The organism is Cytobacillus pseudoceanisediminis, from assembly GCF_023516215.1.
Classification (GTDB): domain Bacteria; phylum Bacillota; class Bacilli; order Bacillales; family Cytobacillaceae; genus Cytobacillus; species Cytobacillus pseudoceanisediminis.
Genome location: NZ_CP097349.1, coordinates 1,713,239 through 1,732,874 on the forward strand (window position 1 = coordinate 1,713,239; position 19,636 = coordinate 1,732,874).

Here is a 19,636-nt window from a genome sequence, read left to right on the forward strand (position 1 = left end):
TATGCACCTCCTTTAAAGAATTTTGCGAAGTTCTGAATGAGGGCGGGGAATAACATTAGCCGAAACCAGTTCTCCTCCTGTCATGGTGTGTGCAGTCTTCCCAACCTCAACAGCTGCAGACACTGCTGCGACATCGCCCTCAATAATGACGGTGACAAGGCCGGATCCGACTCTCTTTAAATCAACTAAACTGACATTTGCCGCTTTTGCCATTGAGTCCAGCGCTTCAATAGCCGCTGTCAAACCCCTAGTTTCAATCAAGCCTATTGCCTTCATTTTTGACCTCCTCTACTGCAGAAGCTTAAAGATAGTCTTCGAGATTCACTTCAATGGGGATTGAAGTCCTTTTAAATAACTCCTCTTTTCCAAGAGGATAGGTTGCGTCGATGCCCATCTTATCACTGACTCCTTTTAGATGATGGGAAGACTCGAGCGGCGATCCCTTTGCACCCTGAACGATAAATATGTCATCACCAGCCTGGACTCTTGTCGCAATGGCCCATTCAACATCATCTGAATCAAAAATATCGACATCATCATTCACGACAACCACATGCTTTAAATCCTTATCGCTTGCAAAAGCTGCAAGTGCTGCCTGCTTGCCGTCACCATCATGCTTCTTCTCAATTTGAATGACTGCATGATAGCGAGCCACCCCGCCCATCGGGATATGTACAGCTTTTATATTTGGAACCACTTGCCGGACGGTGCTTAAAAGCGTAGCTTCCCTTACAAGCGCCATCGGCAGCCTTTCTTCATAGCTTGATGGAAAAATAGTCTGTGAGATAGCATTATCACGATAAGTAACGGCTGAAAACTCTACAACCGGCTGAGGCGTTCTGGTGCCATAATAACCTGCCAGTTCGCCAAACGGTCCTTCCAGTTCTCTTTCATATGGCAGCATTCTGCCTTCCAAAACGATTTCCGCCTCAGCCAATACTTCCAGATCGACCGTTTTGCATTGAACAACATCAAGGGATTGGCCGAGCAGTGCACCGGCAACATCCAATTTGTCGGTATGATACAAATGTGTACTAATCTGAGAACTTAATACAACTGCTGGAACCACTCCAAACATAACAGCCACTTCCATCGGTTCGCCAATGCTTTCATAATGGGCATATTGCTCCATCAGCTCTGGGGAGGTTATGAGAATATTTGTTCGATTCCCGCCAAGATATTGCATTCTGCGAATGGAGGTATACCTTTTTCTCCCCGATAAATCTTTAACCACCAATATTCCTGAAACATAATAGGCACCTGAGTCTTCCGCGTGATAGGTTGGGATAGGAAACAAGTCTGCAAGATCGAATTCCCCGCTCACCAGATTCTCCTGAACAGGGCCAGTTTGCCTTAACGTGGTTGGAATAGGGTTAACAATTGAGTCGATGATTTTAGGAATAAGTTCGGCAGACTGGATTCCCATGCTGTCAGCCATCAGCTCTCTGTCACCTCCCAAACCGGCTGCCATGGAAGATTGATAGCCTTTAATTTTTTCAAATAAAAAAGGCTCTTTTCCTTTTTTGGCATTAATCACTGCCCCCAGCTCGTGCATCGGATCCACTTCTTTTTTCACCCGATGAAGAAGTCCCATGCTTTCCCATCTATCCAGCAATGCCCTCATTGTTACAGGGTTCATGCCTTTTCCCCCATCTCTCCAGCAGCTCATGGTCAATATCCAGCATGTCCAAGATCCTTGCCACCATAAAGTTGGCCAGCTCCCATATTTCCGTCGGCTTATGATAGAAGCCTGGTGATGCAGGCATTATACATGCTCCACTCTCAGCAAGAAGAGTCATATTGCGCAAATGAATCAAATTAAAAGGTGCTTCCCGAGGAACAATAATGAACTTTCGATTCTCCTTCAAGACAACACTGGCAGCCCTGCTTAGTAGCGTATCACCGACCCCATTCGCAATAGCTCCCAATGTATTCATCGAACATGGCACGATAACCATTCCGTCTGTCTTAAAGGATCCGCTGGCAACCGCAGCGAAAAGATTTTGGTTGCTGTGGATAGTGGCATACTCCTTCAGCTCGTCCATCTTGACCCCGCATTCAAATTGCATTACTTTTTCTCCCATCTCCGTAGCAATTAAATGCGTTTCGATCTCTAATTGATGAAGAGCGCGGATCAATGTATAAGCATACAATGATCCGCTTGCTCCGGTAATGCCCACTAAAATCCGCTTTTTCCTAGTCCCCAGCGAGGAGTTAGACAACAGATTCGTCTTGGGAGAATTTCTTTTTAGCAAGCATTTTGTAATTTTCTGTTGATAATATATCTCCGAAGATATCAATGTCTCTTAAACCTGATACATGCATATCGTCATCCTGAGAAGCGGTGGCATCTGAAATGCAAATGACATTGTAGCCGTGATACAAAGCATCAGAAGCAGTACTGCGAACACATACATTGGTCCAGACTCCAGTCAGCACGACGGTATCAATTTCTTCTTCTCTCAAGAAGAGATCAAAATCGGTGTAGCTAAACGCACTATGCCGCCTCTTTTGGACCACATAATCCCCTTTGCTCTCATCAGGCTGAAGCTCTGGAATGAATTCCGAACCCCAGGTTCCCTTAACTGCATGGACAGGCCTCACGCGAAAATCCCGGTCATTTTTTCTGTGTGCTTCCTGAACATGCACAACCTGGATATTGTGCTCATGAGCGAATTGAATAAGCTCTTGAATTTTGGGAACTATTTTTTCGCCATTTTCACACCTTAATGCTGCTTTTTCGCCGATAAAGTCGTTTAACATATCAATAATGACCACACAGTGCTTTTTTCCCCTAAGTTCCAATCCGGTCAGCCTCCCTCTATTAACTATTTATTGCTGTGCTACTGGGTCTTTTGTTTTTGCTTTTACCGCTTCGTATTTTTCATACTTGAATGTTCTCTCAAGCCTCTGAATGCTTTGGCGCGGAACATACTCACCATAGCCAGCTTCTCCTACGATGCCTTTATCTTCATCGAAAATCACGGTTCCGCGAATGATCGTTTGGACTGGCTTCCCTTTAAGCTTCATGCCATGCAGCGGGTTATATTTAGCCATTGATTCTGTTTTCTGCTCGTCTATTACATATTCTTTCTCAAGATCAATAACAGTGAAATCAGCATCACTGCCAATTTCCATTGATCCCTTTTTAGGGTAAATGCCATAGTGAATGGCGGCATTGCGGCTCGTTACCTCGACAAATCTTGATAGGGATAAACGGCCTTTATTTAAACCTTCACTGACAAGGATCGGCACCATCGTTTCTACCCCGGGTATGCCAGGGAAAGTGTTCCAGATCGTTGCCCCAGGATAATCCTTTTCTGTGGCAATTTCATATGGAGCATGATCTGTACCGACAAAATCGATGGTTCCGTCAGCCAGAGCCTGCCAGTGAGATTCGTTATCCTCTTTTCCTCGTAAAGGAGGAGCAATCTTTGCATAGGAACCGCGCTCTGACATGGAGTCCTTTGCATTAAGAACAAGATAGTGAGGACAGGTTTCTGCTGTAACCTTAACACCACGCTTCTTGGCTGCTTTTACCAGCTCGACGCCTTCTTTTGTACTCATATGTACCACATGTACACGTGCGTCTGTAGCTTCTGCAAAGCTGAGAATCAATTCAATGGCCACCTTCTCAGCGAGGCTTGAACGCGCTTCCGCCCATGCTGGTCCGTCAAGGCGCCCTTCCTTTTCAAGTTTTTTGGAATAGAATGTGCAGATATCATAGTTTTCAGCATGTACACCAATTGGGAGTCCGGTTTTTGCAACGTTCCTGAAAATTTCCAGCATCTCTGCGTCCGATACTTTAGGGAAGGTAGGTACAGAAGGAGTCATGTAAACTTTAAAGGCAACAACTCCCTGGTCAATCTGCGGATAAATATTATCAATCCAGCCTTCACGAGCATCTTCTCCAGTCATGCCTCCCCAGAAACAGTAATCAATATAGGCCTGATCCCTGATTGGTCCGATTTTTTTATTGAAACTCTCCCCATCACGAACGGATGGCTTGCTGCAGCAAGGCATATCTATAATGGTTGTTAAGCCTCCGGCTGCTGCAGAACGGCTGCCAGTAGCAAAGGTTTCTCTATGAGTGAAGCCTGGATCCATAAAATGAGTATGCGGATCAATACAGCCTGGAACGACTAATTTTCTTTTAATATCAATTACCCTGGCTGCATTTAGAAAAGAAATGTCATTAGTGTAGCCAACAATTTTTCCCTCGTTTACCAGAATATTTGTTAAAACCTGACGATCTCCCTGGGGAATGCTTGCATTTTTCAAAATTAAATCCATTTCTCCTGCTCCTATCTATTATTTGGATTTCTGCCTCCCGAAGAAAAGGCAGATCGTTTCAGCAATTGCATTTAAATCGCTTCAGCTGAATGATCTCCTTTCAGCTGTTCGATTCTTTCACTTTCACTTATATTTAAATCTTTATAATTAAATACCAAATTTAATAAAATTGCTGTGATGCTTCCCAGCACGATCCCATTTTCAACCAGCAAGCGTGCGCTTGTTGGAAGACTTTCAAAAATTTGCGGGACAACTGCCGAACCAAGTCCGATTCCTATGGAACAGGCAACGATAAGCAAGTTTTCATTTTTGCTGAAATCAACAACAGAAAGCATTCTGATTCCGGATGAGATAACCATTCCAAACATTGGAATCATTGCTCCGCCAAGAACAGCCATAGGGATAATCGTGGTCAGAGCTGCCACTTTAGGCAAAAGCCCCAAAATCATTAATATAACGCCAGCTGCGATAACTACATTTCTCGTTTTTACTTTAGTTAGCGCTACAAGTCCCACATTCTGTGAAAAGGACGTATAAGGAAATGCATTAAAGATTCCTCCTATTACCACAGCCAGCCCCTCTGCACGCAGCCCTTTTTTATGTCTTTGGAGTCCAGCTTTCTCTCGCAGACATCTCCGAGGGCCAGAAATACCCCAGTAGATTCAATCATGCTCACAATAGCTACTAAAGTCATTGTAAGTATGGCCGAGGCATTGAATGTCGGGAATCCGAAATAAAATGGCTGAACGACATGAAACCAGGAAGCCTGGCTGACTTCGGCAAAGCTGACGAGCCCCATAAAATAAGCAGTGATCGTTCCGGCCACCAATGAAAGCAGCACAGATATAGCTCTCATATAGCCTTTAAAGAACCTGTTCATTAAAATAATGAGAACGAGTGTAAATGCAGCCAGGAATAAATTCTGGGCACTCCCATATTCTGGGGAACCAAGTCCTCCTGCAGCATTATTCATTGCAACAGGGATCAAGGAAACCCCGATAATAGCTACCACTGAACCGGTTACGACCGGCGGGAAAAATCTCATTATTTTACTCATAAATTGAGATAAGATCATTACGATGATTCCCGAAGCAATAATGGCCCCGTAGATGGCTGTAATGCCCTGCAAATTCCCGATGGCAATCATGGGTCCGACTGCTGTAAAAGTACATCCAAGAATCACCGGCAGCCTTATGCCAAAATGCCTCCCCCTATTACTTGAAGCAATGTAGCAATCCCGCAAGTAAATAAATCAATTGAAATTAAGTAAGCAAGCTGCTGGGCCGTGAGCCCTATTGCCGGTCCAACAATCAGTGGAACAATAACAGCACCTGCATACATGGCCAGCACATGCTGAAATCCCAAAGTCCCTACTTTCCAAGGATTTAGCTTTTCCAAAGACTTCCCCTCCAGGTTTAATTCTTTGTTATGCCTCAGCCTGACTCCAGCGGATAAAAACAGGCATCACCTCCCAAAAGAAAAATGAGTATAAAAAAACCGCAGCAATAGATAACATCAAAGTACACATAGATGCTCTATTACTGCGGTTTCATTCAGCTTCCGTTAAACAAAAGGCAAAGGAACCGCTCCGATATTCAGGTTTAAGAAAAACTGCGGCATGCACAGCTTCCCCAAACATATTGTAAAACTGCTATTCTTCAAAATAAATAACTGTGCATGCTTCTTCGGTATCAGGATCGTAATCTTTTAAAATCGTTTTGACTTTCAAATGGAGAGAATTTTCAATCAGACCCTTTAAAAGCGATTTAAATTCAACAATTAATGCTGAATCAACCGATATGGTCAGGTGATGAAAATTCTGGCTTAGCATATGCAGTGCCTGTACACGCTTATGCTGAGCAAATATGATGACTCTATCATCAAAAGTTTCAAGACGCTGTTTCTTTACGCCTGTACCGTAGATCTCCTGATTGACACGATTATAAAGAAAAGCGAGATCTTTTTTTAATGATTGATGGAATTTTGAGGTTATTACAGTCATGTAGTCCTCCTGTTATTCACTATATTAAACAAGGCAGTTTTATAAGTCAATACCATTTATCAGAAAATTCTTACTTGACAAAATATTAGCTTAACTATTACACTACAAATCAACTCCCCCTCTATTTCTATAATTGTCTTGATAATACCTCCCTCCAGCACACTGAAAAATCAAATAGAATTTTTCGTATAACCTCAATAATCGGCTTGAGGGTTTCTACTGGGAACCGGAATTCCTATCTACGAAAGGCATTTTCCTGTGGACAGCAGCCAGGAACCTTTTGTGCAGGAATTTTTTTGTGCTTATTAGTCTATTTAGTAGAATATGCATAATATCATAATTTAAATACCTCTGCTTGCTCGCCAGACTATTATCCCTTAATACTCACACAATTTCTCATTGTCATTTTTAAGTTTCAAAGTTCTATGAGGAGGCGAAGATTTGAAAAGTATTAATTTTATTGTTAATGGAAAGGAACGTACGGTCGTTTGCCCGCCTGCTAAAACACTCCTGGATGTCTTAAGGGAAGATTTAGGATTGACTGCCAGCAAGGAATGCTGCGGCAAGGGAGAATGCGGATCATGCTCTGTACTAATCAATAAAGAGGTTGTATGCTCCTGTCTAGTCCTCGCTGGCCAGGCGGAAAACCAGGTGATCACAACTTGTGAAGGAGTCGGCCTATCACCAAATCTCGATGTAATTCAGGAATCATTTATTGCTGAAGGGGCAACACAGTGCGGTTACTGTACTCCGGGTATCATCGTATCAGCTAAAGCATTTTTAGATAAAGTTGACACGATCCCATCTGCAGAGGAAATTAAAACAGCATTAGGCGGCAATCTATGCCGCTGTACAGGCTATACAAAAATTATTAAGGCAGTGCAGACAGCTGCTTCAAAAAAAATATCCGAACCGGAAGCAGCCAAATAGTCCATGACACATACAGCTATTGTTCTTGCTGCAGGCCGATCCAGTAGAATGGGCACTTTAAAAGGACTGCTGCCGTGGCAAGGAACGACATTATTCGAGCATCAGCTGCAAAACCTCAAGGAATCCGTGTTTTCTGACATTGTTGTCGTTTTGGGTTACAAAGCCGAAGAATTTATTCCTATCGCAAAGAAATACCCTATCAAAATCATAATGAATGAACAATTCCATGAAGGAAAATGCTCATCAATCATTTCCGGAGTTAAAACCGCAGTCAAGTCAGCAGAAACGATTCTTATTACATCTGTTGACCAGCCGCTTCAGTCTTTCACCGTTAACAGGCTTGCAGAATCTCTTGCAAAAAGCGGCGGCCTGATTGCAGTTCCCAGCCATCAAGGCAAAAGAGGTCACCCTATCCTCTTTTCCGCCCAATTGAGAAGCGATCTTTTATCTATCAAGGAAGAAAGAATGGGCCTGAGATTTGTAATTCAAAAGCATGAAAAAGCTCTTCTTGAGGTGCCCGTTGAAAATGATGAGATTCATCTCAACCTGAATAAAGAGGCAGATTATATAAATGCCCTAAAAAAATGACCTGGGAGGTAAGTCAATGCTCGTTTCAGAAATTGATATGATTACCCCTTCCTCACTATCCGAATGTCTGACCCAGCTATCAAAGGAAGACAGGAAACATAGATTGATAGCCGGCGGGACAGATGCAGCAGTCCGGATGAAGGAAGGCAAATGGCGGCCTGATACATGGATAAATATTAAAAACTTAAAAGAGCTGCGCTATATCAAAGAAAGTGAAGATTTTATCCATATTGGCCCCTTGACCACACATACCGATATGATTCAATCACCGCTTCTGCAGAGAAAAGCAGATGTTCTCGTGGAAGCAGCCCGTGAAGTCGGAGCCACCCAAATGCAGAATATGGGAACAATCGGGGGAAATATTGCTACTGCTTCCCCTGCAGGCGATACCCTTCCGGCTTTGTATGTTCTTGGTGCCATGCTCGAACTCACCTCGCTGACGAATAAACGGACCATTCCAATCGAAGAGTTTATCACTGGTCCCGGCAGGACAGTTTTAAAAGAAAATGAAATGATTACAAATATCCTAATAAAGCCGCAAAAACCAAATGGTATAGGCATTTTCCAAAAGCTCGGCCCCCGAAAAGCACAATCCATTTCCATTGTGAATGTAGCCATTTTACTCACAATGGACAATGACCGCAATTGCACGGAAGGAAAAATTGCCTTCGGTTCTGTGGCGCCGACTATTATCCGTGCACGTAAGTGTGAATCAATGCTTACCCTGGGGCAGCTTAACGAGGAATTAATCCAGAATATCGCCAAAATTGCCTGGAAAGAGGTCATGCCCATTTCAGATGGAAGAGCAACTGCTACATATAGAAGAGATATGGCAAGCGCTTTACTGGAAAGAGGGTTATATCGTCTAATCAGGAGGTGGGAAAACCAATGAACACCAAATGGGTTGGAAAAAGAGTCCAAAGAATTGATGGCCCGGAAAAAGTAACAGGAGAATTAAAATATATGACCGATTACCAATTTGACAATATGGTTTGGGGCAAAGTCCTGCGGTCTGAATATCCGCATGCCAAAATAAAATCCATTGACACTGAAGCAGCTAAAAACCTCCCAGGTGTTATTTGTGTACTTACCCATAAAGATATTCCCGGCTTTAATGGATTTGGGATTGTTGTTCCCGATCAGCCTGTTCTGTGCTCAGATGTCGTACGGTGCACAGGGGATGCTGTAGCACTGGCTGCAGCAGAAACTCTGGAAATCGCCGAACAGGCACTGACGTTAATCAAAGTGGATTATGAGCCTTTGGAAGTTGTTGCTGATGCTGAATATGCCTTAACCGATTCTGCTCCAAAGCTTCATCCTGATGGCAATTTGCACAGCCATGTGAAAATAAAAAACGGAAACATTGAGGAAGCCTTCGAAGAAGCTGACATCATTGTTGAGAATACCTTCTACTCCCCCGCCAAATGCATGCATTTATTGAAACAGAAGGCGGCTGGGGAGTTATGGATGAAGAAGGATTCCTCACGATTCGCTGCCCTGGCCAATACGCGTACCGTGATCGAATGCAGATTGCAAGGTCCCTGGCTTATAACCCTGAAAGAATCAGAGTCATTTCAAGTCCTATTGGAGGAGCATTCGGCGGGAAGGATGAGATTACGGTTCAAATTTATCTGGCTCTCCTTGCCATGCATACAAACGGGCGGCCGGTAAAAATTCATTTAAGCCGTGAAGAGTCTGTCATTGCCGGCATAAAAAGGCATCCATTTAAAGTCAAAATGAAAACAGCTGCCAAAAAAGACGGCACATTGATCGCTAACCAGGTAACTGCCATAGGAGATACCGGGGCCTATGCTTCCCTGGGTGGGGCAGTCATCGCTCTGGCAATCGAGCATTCTTGCGGCCCTTATAAAATTCCAAATGTGGATCTCGAAGGCTTCTGTGTTTATACCAATAATGGCATTGCCGGTGCCTTCAGAGGCTTTGGCGTCAACCAGGTATGTATGGGAATTGAAACCCATATGGATATGATTGCAGAAAAACTGGGAATGAATCCAATTGAACTTCGCAAAAAAAATGTCTATCATCAGGGCGAAGTTTCAAGTGTCGGCCACATTGTCAAATCCAGTGTGGGCACCTATAAAACACTTGAAACCGCAGAAAATTGCGATCTGTGGAAGAACCGTGAAAAATATAAATCCGAAGTGAGTGAGCCATGGAAAAAACGGGGGTGTCCCTCGCAACTTCCTTTCATGGCATTGGAATGGGTATTGGCCTGCCTGATTATGGAGCCGCCTCTATCGAACTTCAGTCAGACGGTAAATTTCTTGTAGGTGTCGGATGCGAGGAAATCGGCGGAGGCAATAGCACTGTGTACGCCCAGATAGCGGCTGAGATGCTGAACTGTGATATCAGCAATATTATGGTCGTTCAAGGAGATACACAGAAGACACTTGATGGCGGTACTGTAACTGCCTCCCGCTCCACCTACACCGGCGGAAGAGCTGTTGCGGCAGCAGCACCTAAGATGACTGAGCTTCTTATCCAAACAGCTGCTGAAATGCTGAATTTACAAGCATCAAGAATTGACTTAAGACCAAACCATATTTCAGCCGATGGACAAATCATACCCTATAAGTCTATATATAAGTACCTTTATGATCAACATCAGTCTGCCAGAGTAGAAGGACACTTCTACCTTCCAAAAGAAAAGGAAGAAATCAAAGGCTCAGGCGGCGCCCCCATCATTTATACGGATATTTAACCCATGTCGTGATGGTTGAAGTAGATACTTTAACTGGTGAAACGGATGTTTTGCGGGTTGTTTCCATCCCTGATGCAGGAAAAGTCATTAATCCGCAGGGGTTAGAGGGCCAGGCTGAAGGCGGAGCAGTAATGGGAATCGGCTATACCCTTTTTGAGGATGTGCTGATAGAGAATGGTTATCATAAGACACGGAATTTCACTGATTATATCATCCCCACTATTCGCGAGACGCCTTTAATTGAGACCTTCCCTGTTGAAGAGCCCGAACAATCAGGGCCTTTTGGGGCAAAAGGAATTGGTGAAGTAGTGATGATTCCGATTATCGCTGCTATCATGTCGGCCATATATGATGCAACAGGAGCTAGAATCTTTCAACTGCCTGCTACTCCTGAAAGAGTTTTTAATGCATTGAAAGATCTAAAAAAACAAAAAGTCCAATCTGCAAGGTGATGCAATTGATGAGCCGCAATTTATTTGCCAAATTAGAAGAGTCCATCAATAACCGAAAAGACACATATCTCCTTACCATTACAGACTATCCTGATAACAAAATCCTCGGAGCAAAAGCGTTATTATGGCCAGATGGAGGCCTCTGTACTGAAAACTCACTGCTGCCGCAGGATGTGAAGGATCTATTAATAGCACAATGCAGTATACTTGTCGCCAAAAAGCGGTCCGGCGCAGTGAAATTTGTGTGGAAGGACAGCATAATTGAATGTTTTGCAGAATACTTCCCTGCTCCGCTCCATTTAATAGTCGCCGGGGCGGGCCATGTGTGTGAACCCGTGGCAGAAATGGGGCGTATGCTGGGATTTTTCGTCACAGTAATAGACGATCGGGAAGAGTTCGCAAACAGGGAACGCTTTCCATTTGCCAATGAAGTGGTTTGCCAATCCTATCTGCATTATTTCAGGGATGTGGATATTTCGGAAAAAACCTATATTCTCCTTCTTACCAGGGGACATAAATATGACGTGCTCAGTTTGAATGAACTTTTAAAAAGAAACAGTCAGGCAGGATATATAGGCATGATTGGCAGCAGAAGGCGCATTTCAGGTGTTTTTAAAGAACTTCAGCAGGATTTTCCGGATGAAAGCTTTGACAATTTATACACCCCTGTAGGACTAGATATCGGAGCAGAAACACCTGCAGAGATAGCAGTCAGTATTATGGCAGAAATTCTGAAAGTAAAAAATCAAAAATCTGGAAATTCTTTAAGTACACAGATTAAAAAGTATGCGAAGATGGGTTTCCATGAGGGGGCCGGCAAATGGACCAAATGCAGCTCATAAAGCGAGCCATGGAAGTCAGGAAGGGAGGTGAGAAAGCAGCGCTTGCCACAATTATTCGCACCAAAGGGTCCACTCCGAGAAAAACTGGAAGCAGAATGATTGTGTTTCCGTGCGGAAGAATTGAAGGTACAATTGGCGGGGGCTGCGGTGAAGCAGAAGTGATTGAGAAGGCCTTCGAAATCATCCAATCGAATACTCCAAGTCAACAGCGCGTCGATTTAACGAAAGGGCTACTTTTTGAAGATGGAGGAATCTGCGGCGGAATTATGGATGTCTTTATTGAACCAATTTAACCAAAATAATGTATAACTCCCGCCTATTCCATGGTCAAGTCAGTTTGTATGGCAGAATGGACATTTACCATGAAGAAGGAGTGACTTTTCATGTCGATAATCGAAAAGGATCTTGGTTCAGGCCTCCCGCCTGCCTCTGGTGCGAACCTCTTAGAACGGCTCTTTAAGCTATCCGCACGAAACACCAATGTAAAGACAGAACTTCTTGCGGGCGTTACTTCGTTTATGACAATGAGTTATATTATCTTTGTCAACCCGATTATCTTAGCGGACGCAGGAATACCAAAAGAAGCCGCACTGGCTGCAACCATATACGCAAGTGTCTTCTGTACTCTTCTAATGGCACTGTGGGCAAATTTCCCTGTTGCGGTTGCCCCTGGCATGGGGCTGAATGCTTTTTTTGCTTATACAGTAGTCCTTGGTCAGGGACTTTCCTGGCAAACAGCCCTTGGAGCTGTATTTATATCGGGAATTGTGTTTTTAATTTTAACAGTTACAGGAGTCCGCCAAAAGATCGTAGATGGTGTCCCGGATGTTTTAAAGTCAGCTATAGGTGTTGGGATTGGATTATTCATTGCTTTTATTGGCTTAAAAAATGCAGAACTTGTGGTCGCAAATGAATCTACATTTGTCGGCTTAGGAAGCATAACAAGCCAAGGCCCGCTTCTTGCCCTTTTTGGATTAATTATTGCCGCCCTCCTCATGGCGAAAAAAGTAAAAGGCGCGCTGCTGATTAGCATATTGGGTACAAGTGCGCTGGCCATGATTGTTGGCTTTATTGCCTATCCAAAGGCCGTAAGTGATATCGTATCCCTAAGTCTTCCAAGCATGTCTGACACGTTTTTAGCTATGGATATTATGGGAGCAGTAAAATATGGCATCATCTCAGTCATTTTCTCCTTTACTATTGTAGAATTATTTGACAATTTAGCTACCCTCATCGGATTATCAAGAAAAGCTGGCCTCACTGATGAAAATGGAAAAATTGAAAATCTGGATCGTGCACTTCAGGCAGATGCAGTTGGCACGATGGCAAGTGCAGCCTTTGGAAGCACTGCCTTAAACGCATATGTGGAAAACGCAACCGGGATCTCGGAAGGCGGTCGAACTGGCTTAACTGCTTTAACTGTAGCTGTTTTATTTTTTCTGTCGCTCATTTTTGCTCCGCTCATTTATTTCATACCGTCTGTAGCCACAGCACCTATCCTTATCCTCGTTGGTGCCTTAATGCTCAGTGAAATAAAACATATAAGCTTCGATGACTTCACTGATGTCATACCTGTTTTTTTAACAATCGTTCTTATGCCTTTAACTTTCAGTATCGCCCAGGGGCTGGCATTCGGCTTTATCTCTTACACACTGCTTAAGCTTCTTACAGGCAAGCATCATCAAATTCACTGGATCATGTATTTTGTCAGTACAGCCTTTATCATTAATTTCATTATGGGCGGACATTAAAAAGATGTTTGTCATTTTCAAAAAAAGCGAGGAGTTTACATGAAGCTAACCATTGAAAATTTACGAAAAAGAATAGACGTGGCAGCCAAAAGGACTCCTGCCGATCTGGTTATTAAAAACGGGAAGGTAATAAATGTATTTACACACGAAATCATTGAGGAAGACATAGCCATTGCCGATGGAATCGTAGCTGGCTTAGGAAGCTATGAAGGGAAGGAAATCATTGATGCTGGGGGCACCTATATAGCCCCCGGGTTCATTGATGGGCATGTCCATATTGAGTCAGCGATGGTTACCCCTGCTGAATTCAGCAATGTTGTTCTCCCGCACGGAGTAACGACTGTCATTGCAGACCCTCACGAAATAGCCAATGTCAGCGGAACAATAGGCATTGATTTCATGCTGGAATCTTCAGAAGAGATCCCGCTTGATGTATTTTTTATGCTTCCATCCTGTGTGCCTGCAACTCCATTTGAAAATGCCGGCGCTTCTCTCAGTTACAAGGATCTTGAAAAATATTACGGTCACCCGAGAGTGCTCGGTCTTGGTGAAGTAATGGATTACCCTGCTGTTATGAACAATGATGCAGAAATGCTAAAAAAACTGGAAGACGCTCATAGCAAAGGAAAATGTATCGATGGGCATGCAGCAGGACTTAATGCAGATGAAATTAATATATACATGGCCGCCGGGATTAGAACGGACCATGAATGCATAAACCCTGAAGAAGCGCTGGACCGAATGCGCAAAGGAATGTATGTTATGCTGAGGGAAGGATCGGCGGCCAGGGACTTATTAGCACTTCTCAAATCTGTCAGCGAACATAACGCACGGCGCTGTTTATTTGTAACGGATGACAAGCATCTGGATGACCTGATCAATGAAGGCAGCATTGACCATAATGTCAGAATGGCCATTAAGGAAGGGATGGATCCTATTCTTGCCGTCCAAATCGCTACGCTTAATGCAGCAGAATGCTTCGGCCTGAAAAATAAAGGGGCTATTGCTCCCGGTTATGAAGCCGACCTGATATTTCTTAGTGATCTTAGGAATGTAAAGGTTGAGAAAGTAATGAAAAGCGGAATACTTGCTGCAGAAAACGGGGTCATTAAGGATCCAGTTCCTGAGAGCCTCGAACCTGTAACTGCCATTTTGGACAGTGTCAAAATCGGCAGCCTAAACGGTGAGGATTTAAGCATAAGAATGGGAACTGGGAATGCCAATATTATTGGCATTATACCAAACAGCATTGTGACCAGGCACCTGGTGGAAAAGGCCGATTCACTTAATGGCTATTTCCAGCCTAATTCTGATAAAGATTATTTAAAATTGGCTGTGGTGGAGCGGCATCACCTCACTGGAAGCATCGGGCTTGGCATAATTAAGGGGCTGGGGATTACAAGAGGAGGGATTGCCTCAACGGTTGCCCACGATTCCCATAATATTGTGGCAGCAGGAACCTCTGATGAAGATTTACTGGCGGCAATTAAGCATACGGCAGCAATGAAAGGCGGCCTGGCTGTTGTCCAGGATGGAAAAATCCTTGCGGAACTCCCCTGCCTATTGCAGGGCTCATGAGTGATCGGGATTCTTCATTTATTTACGGACGTTTGTCTGAGTTGAATCATGCACTTAGAACAGTCGGATGCAGCATGGAATTCAACCCGTTTTTGACGCTTTCATTTTTAGCGCTTCCAGTAATACCTGAGCTCAAGTTAACTGATAGAGGATTATTTTCCGTCAGCTCCTTTAGCCACATTAATGCAGAATCATAGAAAAGCGGAAGCCGCCCGCCTATAAAGGAACCCAGACTTAAAGCGCTACGTCCTCCCAAAAGCTACCGCTTTCGGTCGTGCGATGTATCGCTGCCGTAGCTTTCCTTGTCCTGTGGCAGCGTCTGCATGACCCGCATCCTCCCAAAAGCTGCCGCTTTTGGTCGTGCGAAGATTACGCTGACGAAGCCTTCCTTGTCCTGCGGGCCTCAAGCATAAGACGAGCCGGCTAAATGGCTGTACTTAAACCATTTGGACGGATTGATAGAAATGTTGAGGCGACTGTCCAGGGACGACAAGCATAAGGCGGTTTTTCCTTCTGGAAGGGAACGGCTTATGACCTAGACTCCCTAGGAGTCGAAACTAGACACGCTTAGACCCGAGACCCGCTGGCGCATGGAGCTAGTCAATTATCTAACTTCAGAATTTATACATTCTTATATTTTAAAATAAGGCCGGGGTTTTCTCCAGCCTTATTTCATTTCTTAGTGACTTCCTTATTATCTAATGTTAATGCTGCCCAAGCTGTTTCATCTGCAAAGTACCTGCTCCAGCTTGCCACACCGGCCAAATTATATTTCTTTGCCAATTCAGTCCGTTTGGTTAATGATAGTTCATCTTCAAGCCACACTTTATATGTGATTTTATCTTTTTCTGAAAAATGCTCAGCATAATTTTGCCCGCTTTCCGGATCATATACTGGAGTAACGTTATTCTGACTGAGCCACTCTTTTACTTTGCTCATAGAAAGTGCTTTAGAAGAAACATCCCCGTTTGATTTTTGTTCCCACAGTCTTGTATATAAAGGCACTCCCAATATTAATTTTTCATTAGGAACAATCTCCAGCAGATGTTTCAGGTTTTCTTCAACCCACGGCAGGCTCGCTACGCTTCCTGCAACCTGCGAGCTTCCCCAATGTTCATCATAAGCCATGACAACCAAATAATCTGCTATCCCGGCAAGTTTATCCCTTTCATAAAAAGCCGACCAATTACCGCTCGATGAAATGAATGTGATATCCATAGACACAACTAAACCTGCTTCATGAAAGTACGGAGTGGCTTCCCTCGCAAACTGTGTTATTAATGGCCCATCCTCCGGATTAACATTTTCAATGTCCAGATTCACCCCATTTAATTCATACATTTGACTGAAATGCATAAGCTGCCGAATCATATTCTTCCTTGATTCAAAAGAACCAAATGCTTCATGTGTTAAATCAGGGTCAAATGCATTTGAAAACAAGCCCCATATTTGGTATCCCTGTTTTCTTGCCCACATTGAATATTCTTTCGATCCCAGGTTTTTGATGGAACCTTTTCCGTCCGCAAGCTCAAACCATGTTGGAGAAATGACATTAATACCCGGCATCTTCGGTATTTTTGAAGTATTAGGGTTCTTTGTATATACCGCTTCCCAGGTCAGCTGTATAGGACCTTCCAGTTCCGGCACTGTATACGCAGATTCTTCAAGGGAAATAGCAATCTGTTTGTTCTCACCCTTTTTTATGTATTGTTTCTTCAAATAACCAGCTGTACCGTCTTCTTTTCTAATAAAATAGTAGTCTCCTTTTTCTTGTTCTACTAAAACTTCTTCATTTGGAGATACTGAAGCCGTGTACGGAGATTCCAGACTGTCTTTCGTCCTCAGCCGAAGCAATTCTTCATGAATATCTTTTTCCTTCACCTTGCCGGAAACCATTGACTCTCCATCTTTGTGAACCCATATTGCACCTGTATCAGAGAGAATTGAATAAGTAATAGGATAGAAAGCCAAAAGCGGCTCGATAGCCAAATATCTGTCTTTTCCTATCTGTTTAGCAGCTGTAAAATCCAGTTTCATAGGCTTATCATTCACATAATAGCTCAAAGATTCCAATGGCATCTGCACTACTTTATTTTTTGTGGCGATAATGATGGATTGTGAGTGTTCATCAAGAATAATGCCTTCATCGACAAATTCCTGCAAAAACGTTAATGGCAGGTAGATCGATTCACCTTCTATATAAGCATTGCCCGCCTGTTTGCCCATAAACAATATCGGATGTTCTCCTTTAAAGTAAGACACCTTTTCCTTTGAAGCAAAAGGATATAAAATCATGAAAATGCTTGAAATTATCAGTGTAAAAGCAAACAAAAGCCCCGCAAAGATAAGTTTTTTAGCGGCAGGCTTTTGTGGACTTGTTTCAATTTTATACATTCCTTTTCCTCCCTTAATTCCATCGTATCGAAATAAACAGAAAATGGGAAGAAAATTTAGAATACCTACAACTTATTTCCACCCCTCCTATATTAACGGAATGAAAACAGGAAAGGTTTCAGGTTTTTATCAATATGTTGTAAAGTGAGTAAGATTCTGCAATCTGTAAGTAATATATTTTACCAAAGGCATTTTTTCATTGGAAGGATAGTTTTTCGTATAAATTGCACCGTTATTATTCCAAAGCTTATTAAAGTAGCTGTCGACATCCTTCATAACCTGGGATTGGTCAGGAGCGCTGATTTTTAAATTTGTCTCCAGGTTTAAATCATCCAGATTTCTCTTTGTAAAATTGGCTGAGCCAGCAATGATCATACTATTTTCTTTGCCGGTTACATACATGATTTTCGAATGGTATTGCTCAAATCCCGTATTGTACCATCTGATTTTTATGTTTTCGTGGCCTAATTTGTCTAATTCAGCTGCGACAGGTATATTCGGAAGCCCAATTTTCTCAGAGCCGAAAGCATTCTGATTTGGATCCAGGATCATTTTTACTTTCACTCCCCGATCAGCTGCCTTTTTTAGAGAATCAACCACTTTCCGGTCAGCAAGATAGAACATGCCGAGCCAGATGGTTTCACCTTTGCCGGATTTATTGATTTCTTTAATAATGTGTTTATAGATTTTCCCTTCAGTCAGCACCTGGGCCTTTACAGTCCCAGTTTTTTTGCTGTCTTCAGGCTTAAAATCTGTCAGTTTGCCTGATGCTGAATAATCGACCACCGCCTGCTCGGTTTTAACGAGATCAGCCAGGATTGGCCCTTTTACTTCAAACGCGATATTAGAATGATACCCACTGGCATTGTGGGGATTTCCGGATGTTACAATCCCTGTTTTCTCCGTTACAAAAACCTTCCGGTGATTTGCTTTAATATTCATGAGATCGAGATATGACCCAAATGTCACTTCAGGAGCATTTTCTGCGAGCGGATTGGGAAGCCAGCCATTGCCTCCCTGTCCAAACCACTGTATAAATACACGCCAAAATGCCGAATAAATTGGATTAGAATCTCTCAAAGGGACTAATGAAGTATAAACTACATTTATTCCATTCTCCTTCAGCTTCTTGAATTCGGGTACATCATGTGATCCATATGTGCTGTTAATCCGATCTGTGATCACTGTAATATCCATATTGGGGTGGCTCTGTTTTTGTTCGATGAGCTTATCAGTTATTTTACCGCTAATATCCGGATAATCTTTATCCCCATCAGTAAAACCATTGAATAAAAACATATCCATCACGATAAAATCCTCCGCCTCACCAATGGCTTCTAATATCCGCTTAAAGATCTGTTGATCGCTTTCTCTTCTGCCGTTACCTTTTTCAAAATTCAAATCGTATAAAAACTTAATATCTTCTACAGTGTAAACTTCGCCTTCGAAAGAAAGGCCTTTTGGCAATGGTTTATTGGACTGATAGATAATAGTTGCTGCCAATACCAGCACAAGGCTCAAAATGGGTATCCATACCGTTTTTCTATTTAACTTTCCCAGAACCTTTTTCACCAGGACTCCCCCTACCCGCTAGACTGCGATAACTATATATAGACCATTTTTGACTATTGTAAACTCATCTATACGCCTTCACTCAATATAAAAGACGAAGGCCTGCGCCTTCGCCTTTAAAGATATATATTTTAACCTACAAGCTTTACAAGCATATGAGATAGTTTATGCTTTTCTTCTTCAGTTCCTACCTTCCACAATTCCTGCAGAAGCTTTTCTTCCCTGTTTCTTGGATCCTCTTTGGAAGCCAGATAATCGCCTACCTTTTGAGCTGTGTTCGCGAGCTGTTCCTCATCCATGCCCATTTTCTGGCCCAGGGAGACCTTTCCGCTTAAATATTCTTTAAAACCGTCAAAGCTTGAAAGAATTTCATCTTTCTTTTCGCTTCCCATATTACTGAGTTTTTCCTCTACATTGCCTGCTTGTCCATTTACATTATTCATATTCTGTTCCATGCTTGAATCTCTCCTTTATATGGATGTGATTGCTGTGACAGTCTACTAATACCCGCT

General features: G+C 43.0%; 18 protein-coding genes, 3 pseudogenes and 1 riboswitch. Of the genes and pseudogenes, 11 read left to right on the forward strand and 10 right to left on the reverse strand.

What is annotated here, in order from left to right; all coding sequences use genetic code 11:
- Window positions 1–12: 12 nt before the first annotated feature.
- The 7 genes and pseudogenes from M5V91_RS09150 to M5V91_RS09180 form a co-directional block, all read right to left on the reverse strand.
- On the reverse strand, window positions 13–276 hold the full coding sequence (locus M5V91_RS09150) for a BMC domain-containing protein (RefSeq protein ID WP_009334689.1): 264 nt from the start codon (window positions 274–276) through the stop codon (window positions 13–15).
- 25 nt (window positions 277–301) lie between these two features.
- Complete coding sequence (locus M5V91_RS09155) at window positions 302–1,639, reverse strand: UbiD family decarboxylase (RefSeq protein ID WP_192908567.1); 1,338 nt, start codon at window positions 1,637–1,639, stop codon at window positions 302–304.
- The gene (locus tag M5V91_RS09160; RefSeq protein ID WP_284522032.1) at window positions 1,605–2,180 is read right to left on the reverse strand and encodes a UbiX family flavin prenyltransferase; all 576 of its coding nucleotides are present in this window, start codon (window positions 2,178–2,180) and stop codon (window positions 1,605–1,607) included. The genes M5V91_RS09155 and M5V91_RS09160 overlap by 35 nt, the downstream gene beginning before the upstream one ends.
- A gap of 34 nt (window positions 2,181–2,214) precedes the next feature.
- Window positions 2,215–2,805, reverse strand: coding sequence for a cysteine hydrolase family protein (locus tag M5V91_RS09165; protein WP_019379980.1), 591 nt, complete (start codon window positions 2,803–2,805; stop codon window positions 2,215–2,217).
- Between the two features lie 27 nt (window positions 2,806–2,832).
- A complete protein-coding gene (locus M5V91_RS09170) occupies window positions 2,833–4,293 on the reverse strand; it encodes a dihydroorotase (protein ID WP_071159024.1) in 1,461 nt (486 codons plus the stop codon).
- Between the two features lie 71 nt (window positions 4,294–4,364).
- Window positions 4,365–5,634, reverse strand: a pseudogene (locus M5V91_RS09175) (nucleobase:cation symporter-2 family protein).
- A 310-nt stretch (window positions 5,635–5,944) separates the two neighbouring features.
- Complete coding sequence (locus tag M5V91_RS09180) at window positions 5,945–6,295, reverse strand: Na-translocating system protein MpsC family protein (protein ID WP_009334695.1); 351 nt, start codon at window positions 6,293–6,295, stop codon at window positions 5,945–5,947.
- Between the two features lie 164 nt (window positions 6,296–6,459).
- Window positions 6,460–6,557, forward strand: a riboswitch (purine riboswitch).
- Between the two features lie 179 nt (window positions 6,558–6,736).
- On the opposite strand from M5V91_RS09180, the gene M5V91_RS09185 reads away from it, so the two are divergent.
- The 11 genes and pseudogenes from M5V91_RS09185 (at window position 6,737) to ade (ending at window position 15,355) form a co-directional block, all read left to right on the forward strand.
- Window positions 6,737–7,225 (forward strand): (2Fe-2S)-binding protein, encoded by a 489-nt coding sequence (locus M5V91_RS09185; RefSeq protein WP_071159021.1) that lies wholly within the window; start codon window positions 6,737–6,739, stop codon window positions 7,223–7,225.
- Window positions 7,226–7,228: 3 nt separating this feature from the next.
- Complete coding sequence (locus tag M5V91_RS09190; protein WP_009334697.1) at window positions 7,229–7,813, forward strand: nucleotidyltransferase family protein; 585 nt, start codon at window positions 7,229–7,231, stop codon at window positions 7,811–7,813.
- A gap of 16 nt (window positions 7,814–7,829) precedes the next feature.
- Entirely contained in the window at window positions 7,830–8,705 is an 876-nt protein-coding gene (locus M5V91_RS09195) for an FAD binding domain-containing protein (protein WP_009334698.1), read from the forward strand.
- Window positions 8,706–8,800: 95 nt separating this feature from the next.
- Window positions 8,801–9,019 (forward strand): annotated as a pseudogene (locus M5V91_RS09200) (hypothetical protein); the annotation flags it as partial.
- Window positions 9,020–9,276: 257 nt separating this feature from the next.
- Entirely contained in the window at window positions 9,277–10,104 is an 828-nt protein-coding gene (locus M5V91_RS09205; protein ID WP_369425947.1) for a xanthine dehydrogenase family protein molybdopterin-binding subunit, read from the forward strand.
- Entirely contained in the window at window positions 10,035–10,535 is a 501-nt protein-coding gene (locus M5V91_RS30390; RefSeq protein ID WP_369425948.1) for a molybdopterin cofactor-binding domain-containing protein, read from the forward strand. Before M5V91_RS09205 ends, M5V91_RS30390 begins: the two co-directional genes overlap by 70 nt.
- An 11-nt stretch (window positions 10,536–10,546) precedes the next feature.
- The gene (locus tag M5V91_RS09210) at window positions 10,547–10,987 is read left to right on the forward strand and encodes a molybdopterin cofactor-binding domain-containing protein (protein ID WP_284522266.1); all 441 of its coding nucleotides are present in this window, start codon (window positions 10,547–10,549) and stop codon (window positions 10,985–10,987) included.
- 8 nt (window positions 10,988–10,995) lie between these two features.
- A complete protein-coding gene (locus M5V91_RS09215) occupies window positions 10,996–11,829 on the forward strand; it encodes an XdhC family protein (protein ID WP_009334700.1) in 834 nt (277 codons plus the stop codon).
- Complete coding sequence (locus M5V91_RS09220) at window positions 11,808–12,122, forward strand: XdhC family protein (protein ID WP_009334701.1); 315 nt, start codon at window positions 11,808–11,810, stop codon at window positions 12,120–12,122. Before M5V91_RS09215 ends, M5V91_RS09220 begins: the two co-directional genes overlap by 22 nt.
- Window positions 12,123–12,212: 90 nt before the next feature.
- Entirely contained in the window at window positions 12,213–13,580 is a 1,368-nt protein-coding gene (locus M5V91_RS09225) for an NCS2 family permease (RefSeq protein WP_192908565.1), read from the forward strand.
- A 39-nt stretch (window positions 13,581–13,619) separates the two neighbouring features.
- Window positions 13,620–15,355, forward strand: a pseudogene (gene ade, locus M5V91_RS09230) (adenine deaminase).
- A 475-nt stretch (window positions 15,356–15,830) separates the two neighbouring features.
- Here ade and M5V91_RS09235 read toward each other — a convergent pair.
- The 3 genes from M5V91_RS09235 to M5V91_RS09245 form a co-directional block, all read right to left on the reverse strand.
- On the reverse strand, window positions 15,831–17,552 hold the full coding sequence (locus M5V91_RS09235) for a glycosyl hydrolase family 18 protein (RefSeq protein WP_192908563.1): 1,722 nt from the start codon (window positions 17,550–17,552) through the stop codon (window positions 15,831–15,833).
- Window positions 17,553–17,681: 129 nt separating this feature from the next.
- Window positions 17,682–19,124, reverse strand: a complete 1,443-nt coding sequence (locus M5V91_RS09240) for a phospholipase D family protein (protein ID WP_192908562.1) — start codon at window positions 19,122–19,124, stop codon at window positions 17,682–17,684.
- 131 nt (window positions 19,125–19,255) lie between these two features.
- On the reverse strand, window positions 19,256–19,579 hold the full coding sequence (locus tag M5V91_RS09245; RefSeq protein WP_009334707.1) for a DUF3243 domain-containing protein: 324 nt from the start codon (window positions 19,577–19,579) through the stop codon (window positions 19,256–19,258).
- Between the last annotated feature and the right edge of the window lie 57 nt (window positions 19,580–19,636).

What these genes read in the sequence shown, in the direction of transcription:
- M5V91_RS09150 (WP_009334689.1), bottom strand. Translation starts at nt 276, where the DNA reads ATGAAGGCAATAGGCTTGATTGAAACTAGGGGTTTGACAGCGGCTATT.
- M5V91_RS09155 (WP_192908567.1), bottom strand. Translation starts at nt 1,639, where the DNA reads ATGAACCCTGTAACAATGAGGGCATTGCTGGATAGATGGGAAAGCATG.
- M5V91_RS09170 (WP_071159024.1), bottom strand. Translation starts at nt 4,293, where the DNA reads ATGGATTTAATTTTGAAAAATGCAAGCATTCCCCAGGGAGATCGTCAG.
- M5V91_RS09180 (WP_009334695.1), bottom strand. Translation starts at nt 6,295, where the DNA reads ATGACTGTAATAACCTCAAAATTCCATCAATCATTAAAAAAAGATCTC.
- M5V91_RS09190 (WP_009334697.1), top strand. Translation starts at nt 7,229, where the DNA reads ATGACACATACAGCTATTGTTCTTGCTGCAGGCCGATCCAGTAGAATG.
- M5V91_RS09195 (WP_009334698.1), top strand. Translation starts at nt 7,830, where the DNA reads ATGCTCGTTTCAGAAATTGATATGATTACCCCTTCCTCACTATCCGAA.
- M5V91_RS09205 (WP_369425947.1), top strand. Translation starts at nt 9,277, where the DNA reads ATGGATGAAGAAGGATTCCTCACGATTCGCTGCCCTGGCCAATACGCG.
- M5V91_RS30390 (WP_369425948.1), top strand. Translation starts at nt 10,035, where the DNA reads ATGGGTATTGGCCTGCCTGATTATGGAGCCGCCTCTATCGAACTTCAG.
- M5V91_RS09210 (WP_284522266.1), top strand. Translation starts at nt 10,547, where the DNA reads ATGGTTGAAGTAGATACTTTAACTGGTGAAACGGATGTTTTGCGGGTT.
- M5V91_RS09215 (WP_009334700.1), top strand. Translation starts at nt 10,996, where the DNA reads ATGAGCCGCAATTTATTTGCCAAATTAGAAGAGTCCATCAATAACCGA.
- M5V91_RS09220 (WP_009334701.1), top strand. Translation starts at nt 11,808, where the DNA reads ATGGACCAAATGCAGCTCATAAAGCGAGCCATGGAAGTCAGGAAGGGA.
- M5V91_RS09225 (WP_192908565.1), top strand. Translation starts at nt 12,213, where the DNA reads ATGTCGATAATCGAAAAGGATCTTGGTTCAGGCCTCCCGCCTGCCTCT.
- M5V91_RS09235 (WP_192908563.1), bottom strand. Translation starts at nt 17,552, where the DNA reads ATGTATAAAATTGAAACAAGTCCACAAAAGCCTGCCGCTAAAAAACTT.
- M5V91_RS09245 (WP_009334707.1), bottom strand. Translation starts at nt 19,579, where the DNA reads ATGGAACAGAATATGAATAATGTAAATGGACAAGCAGGCAATGTAGAG.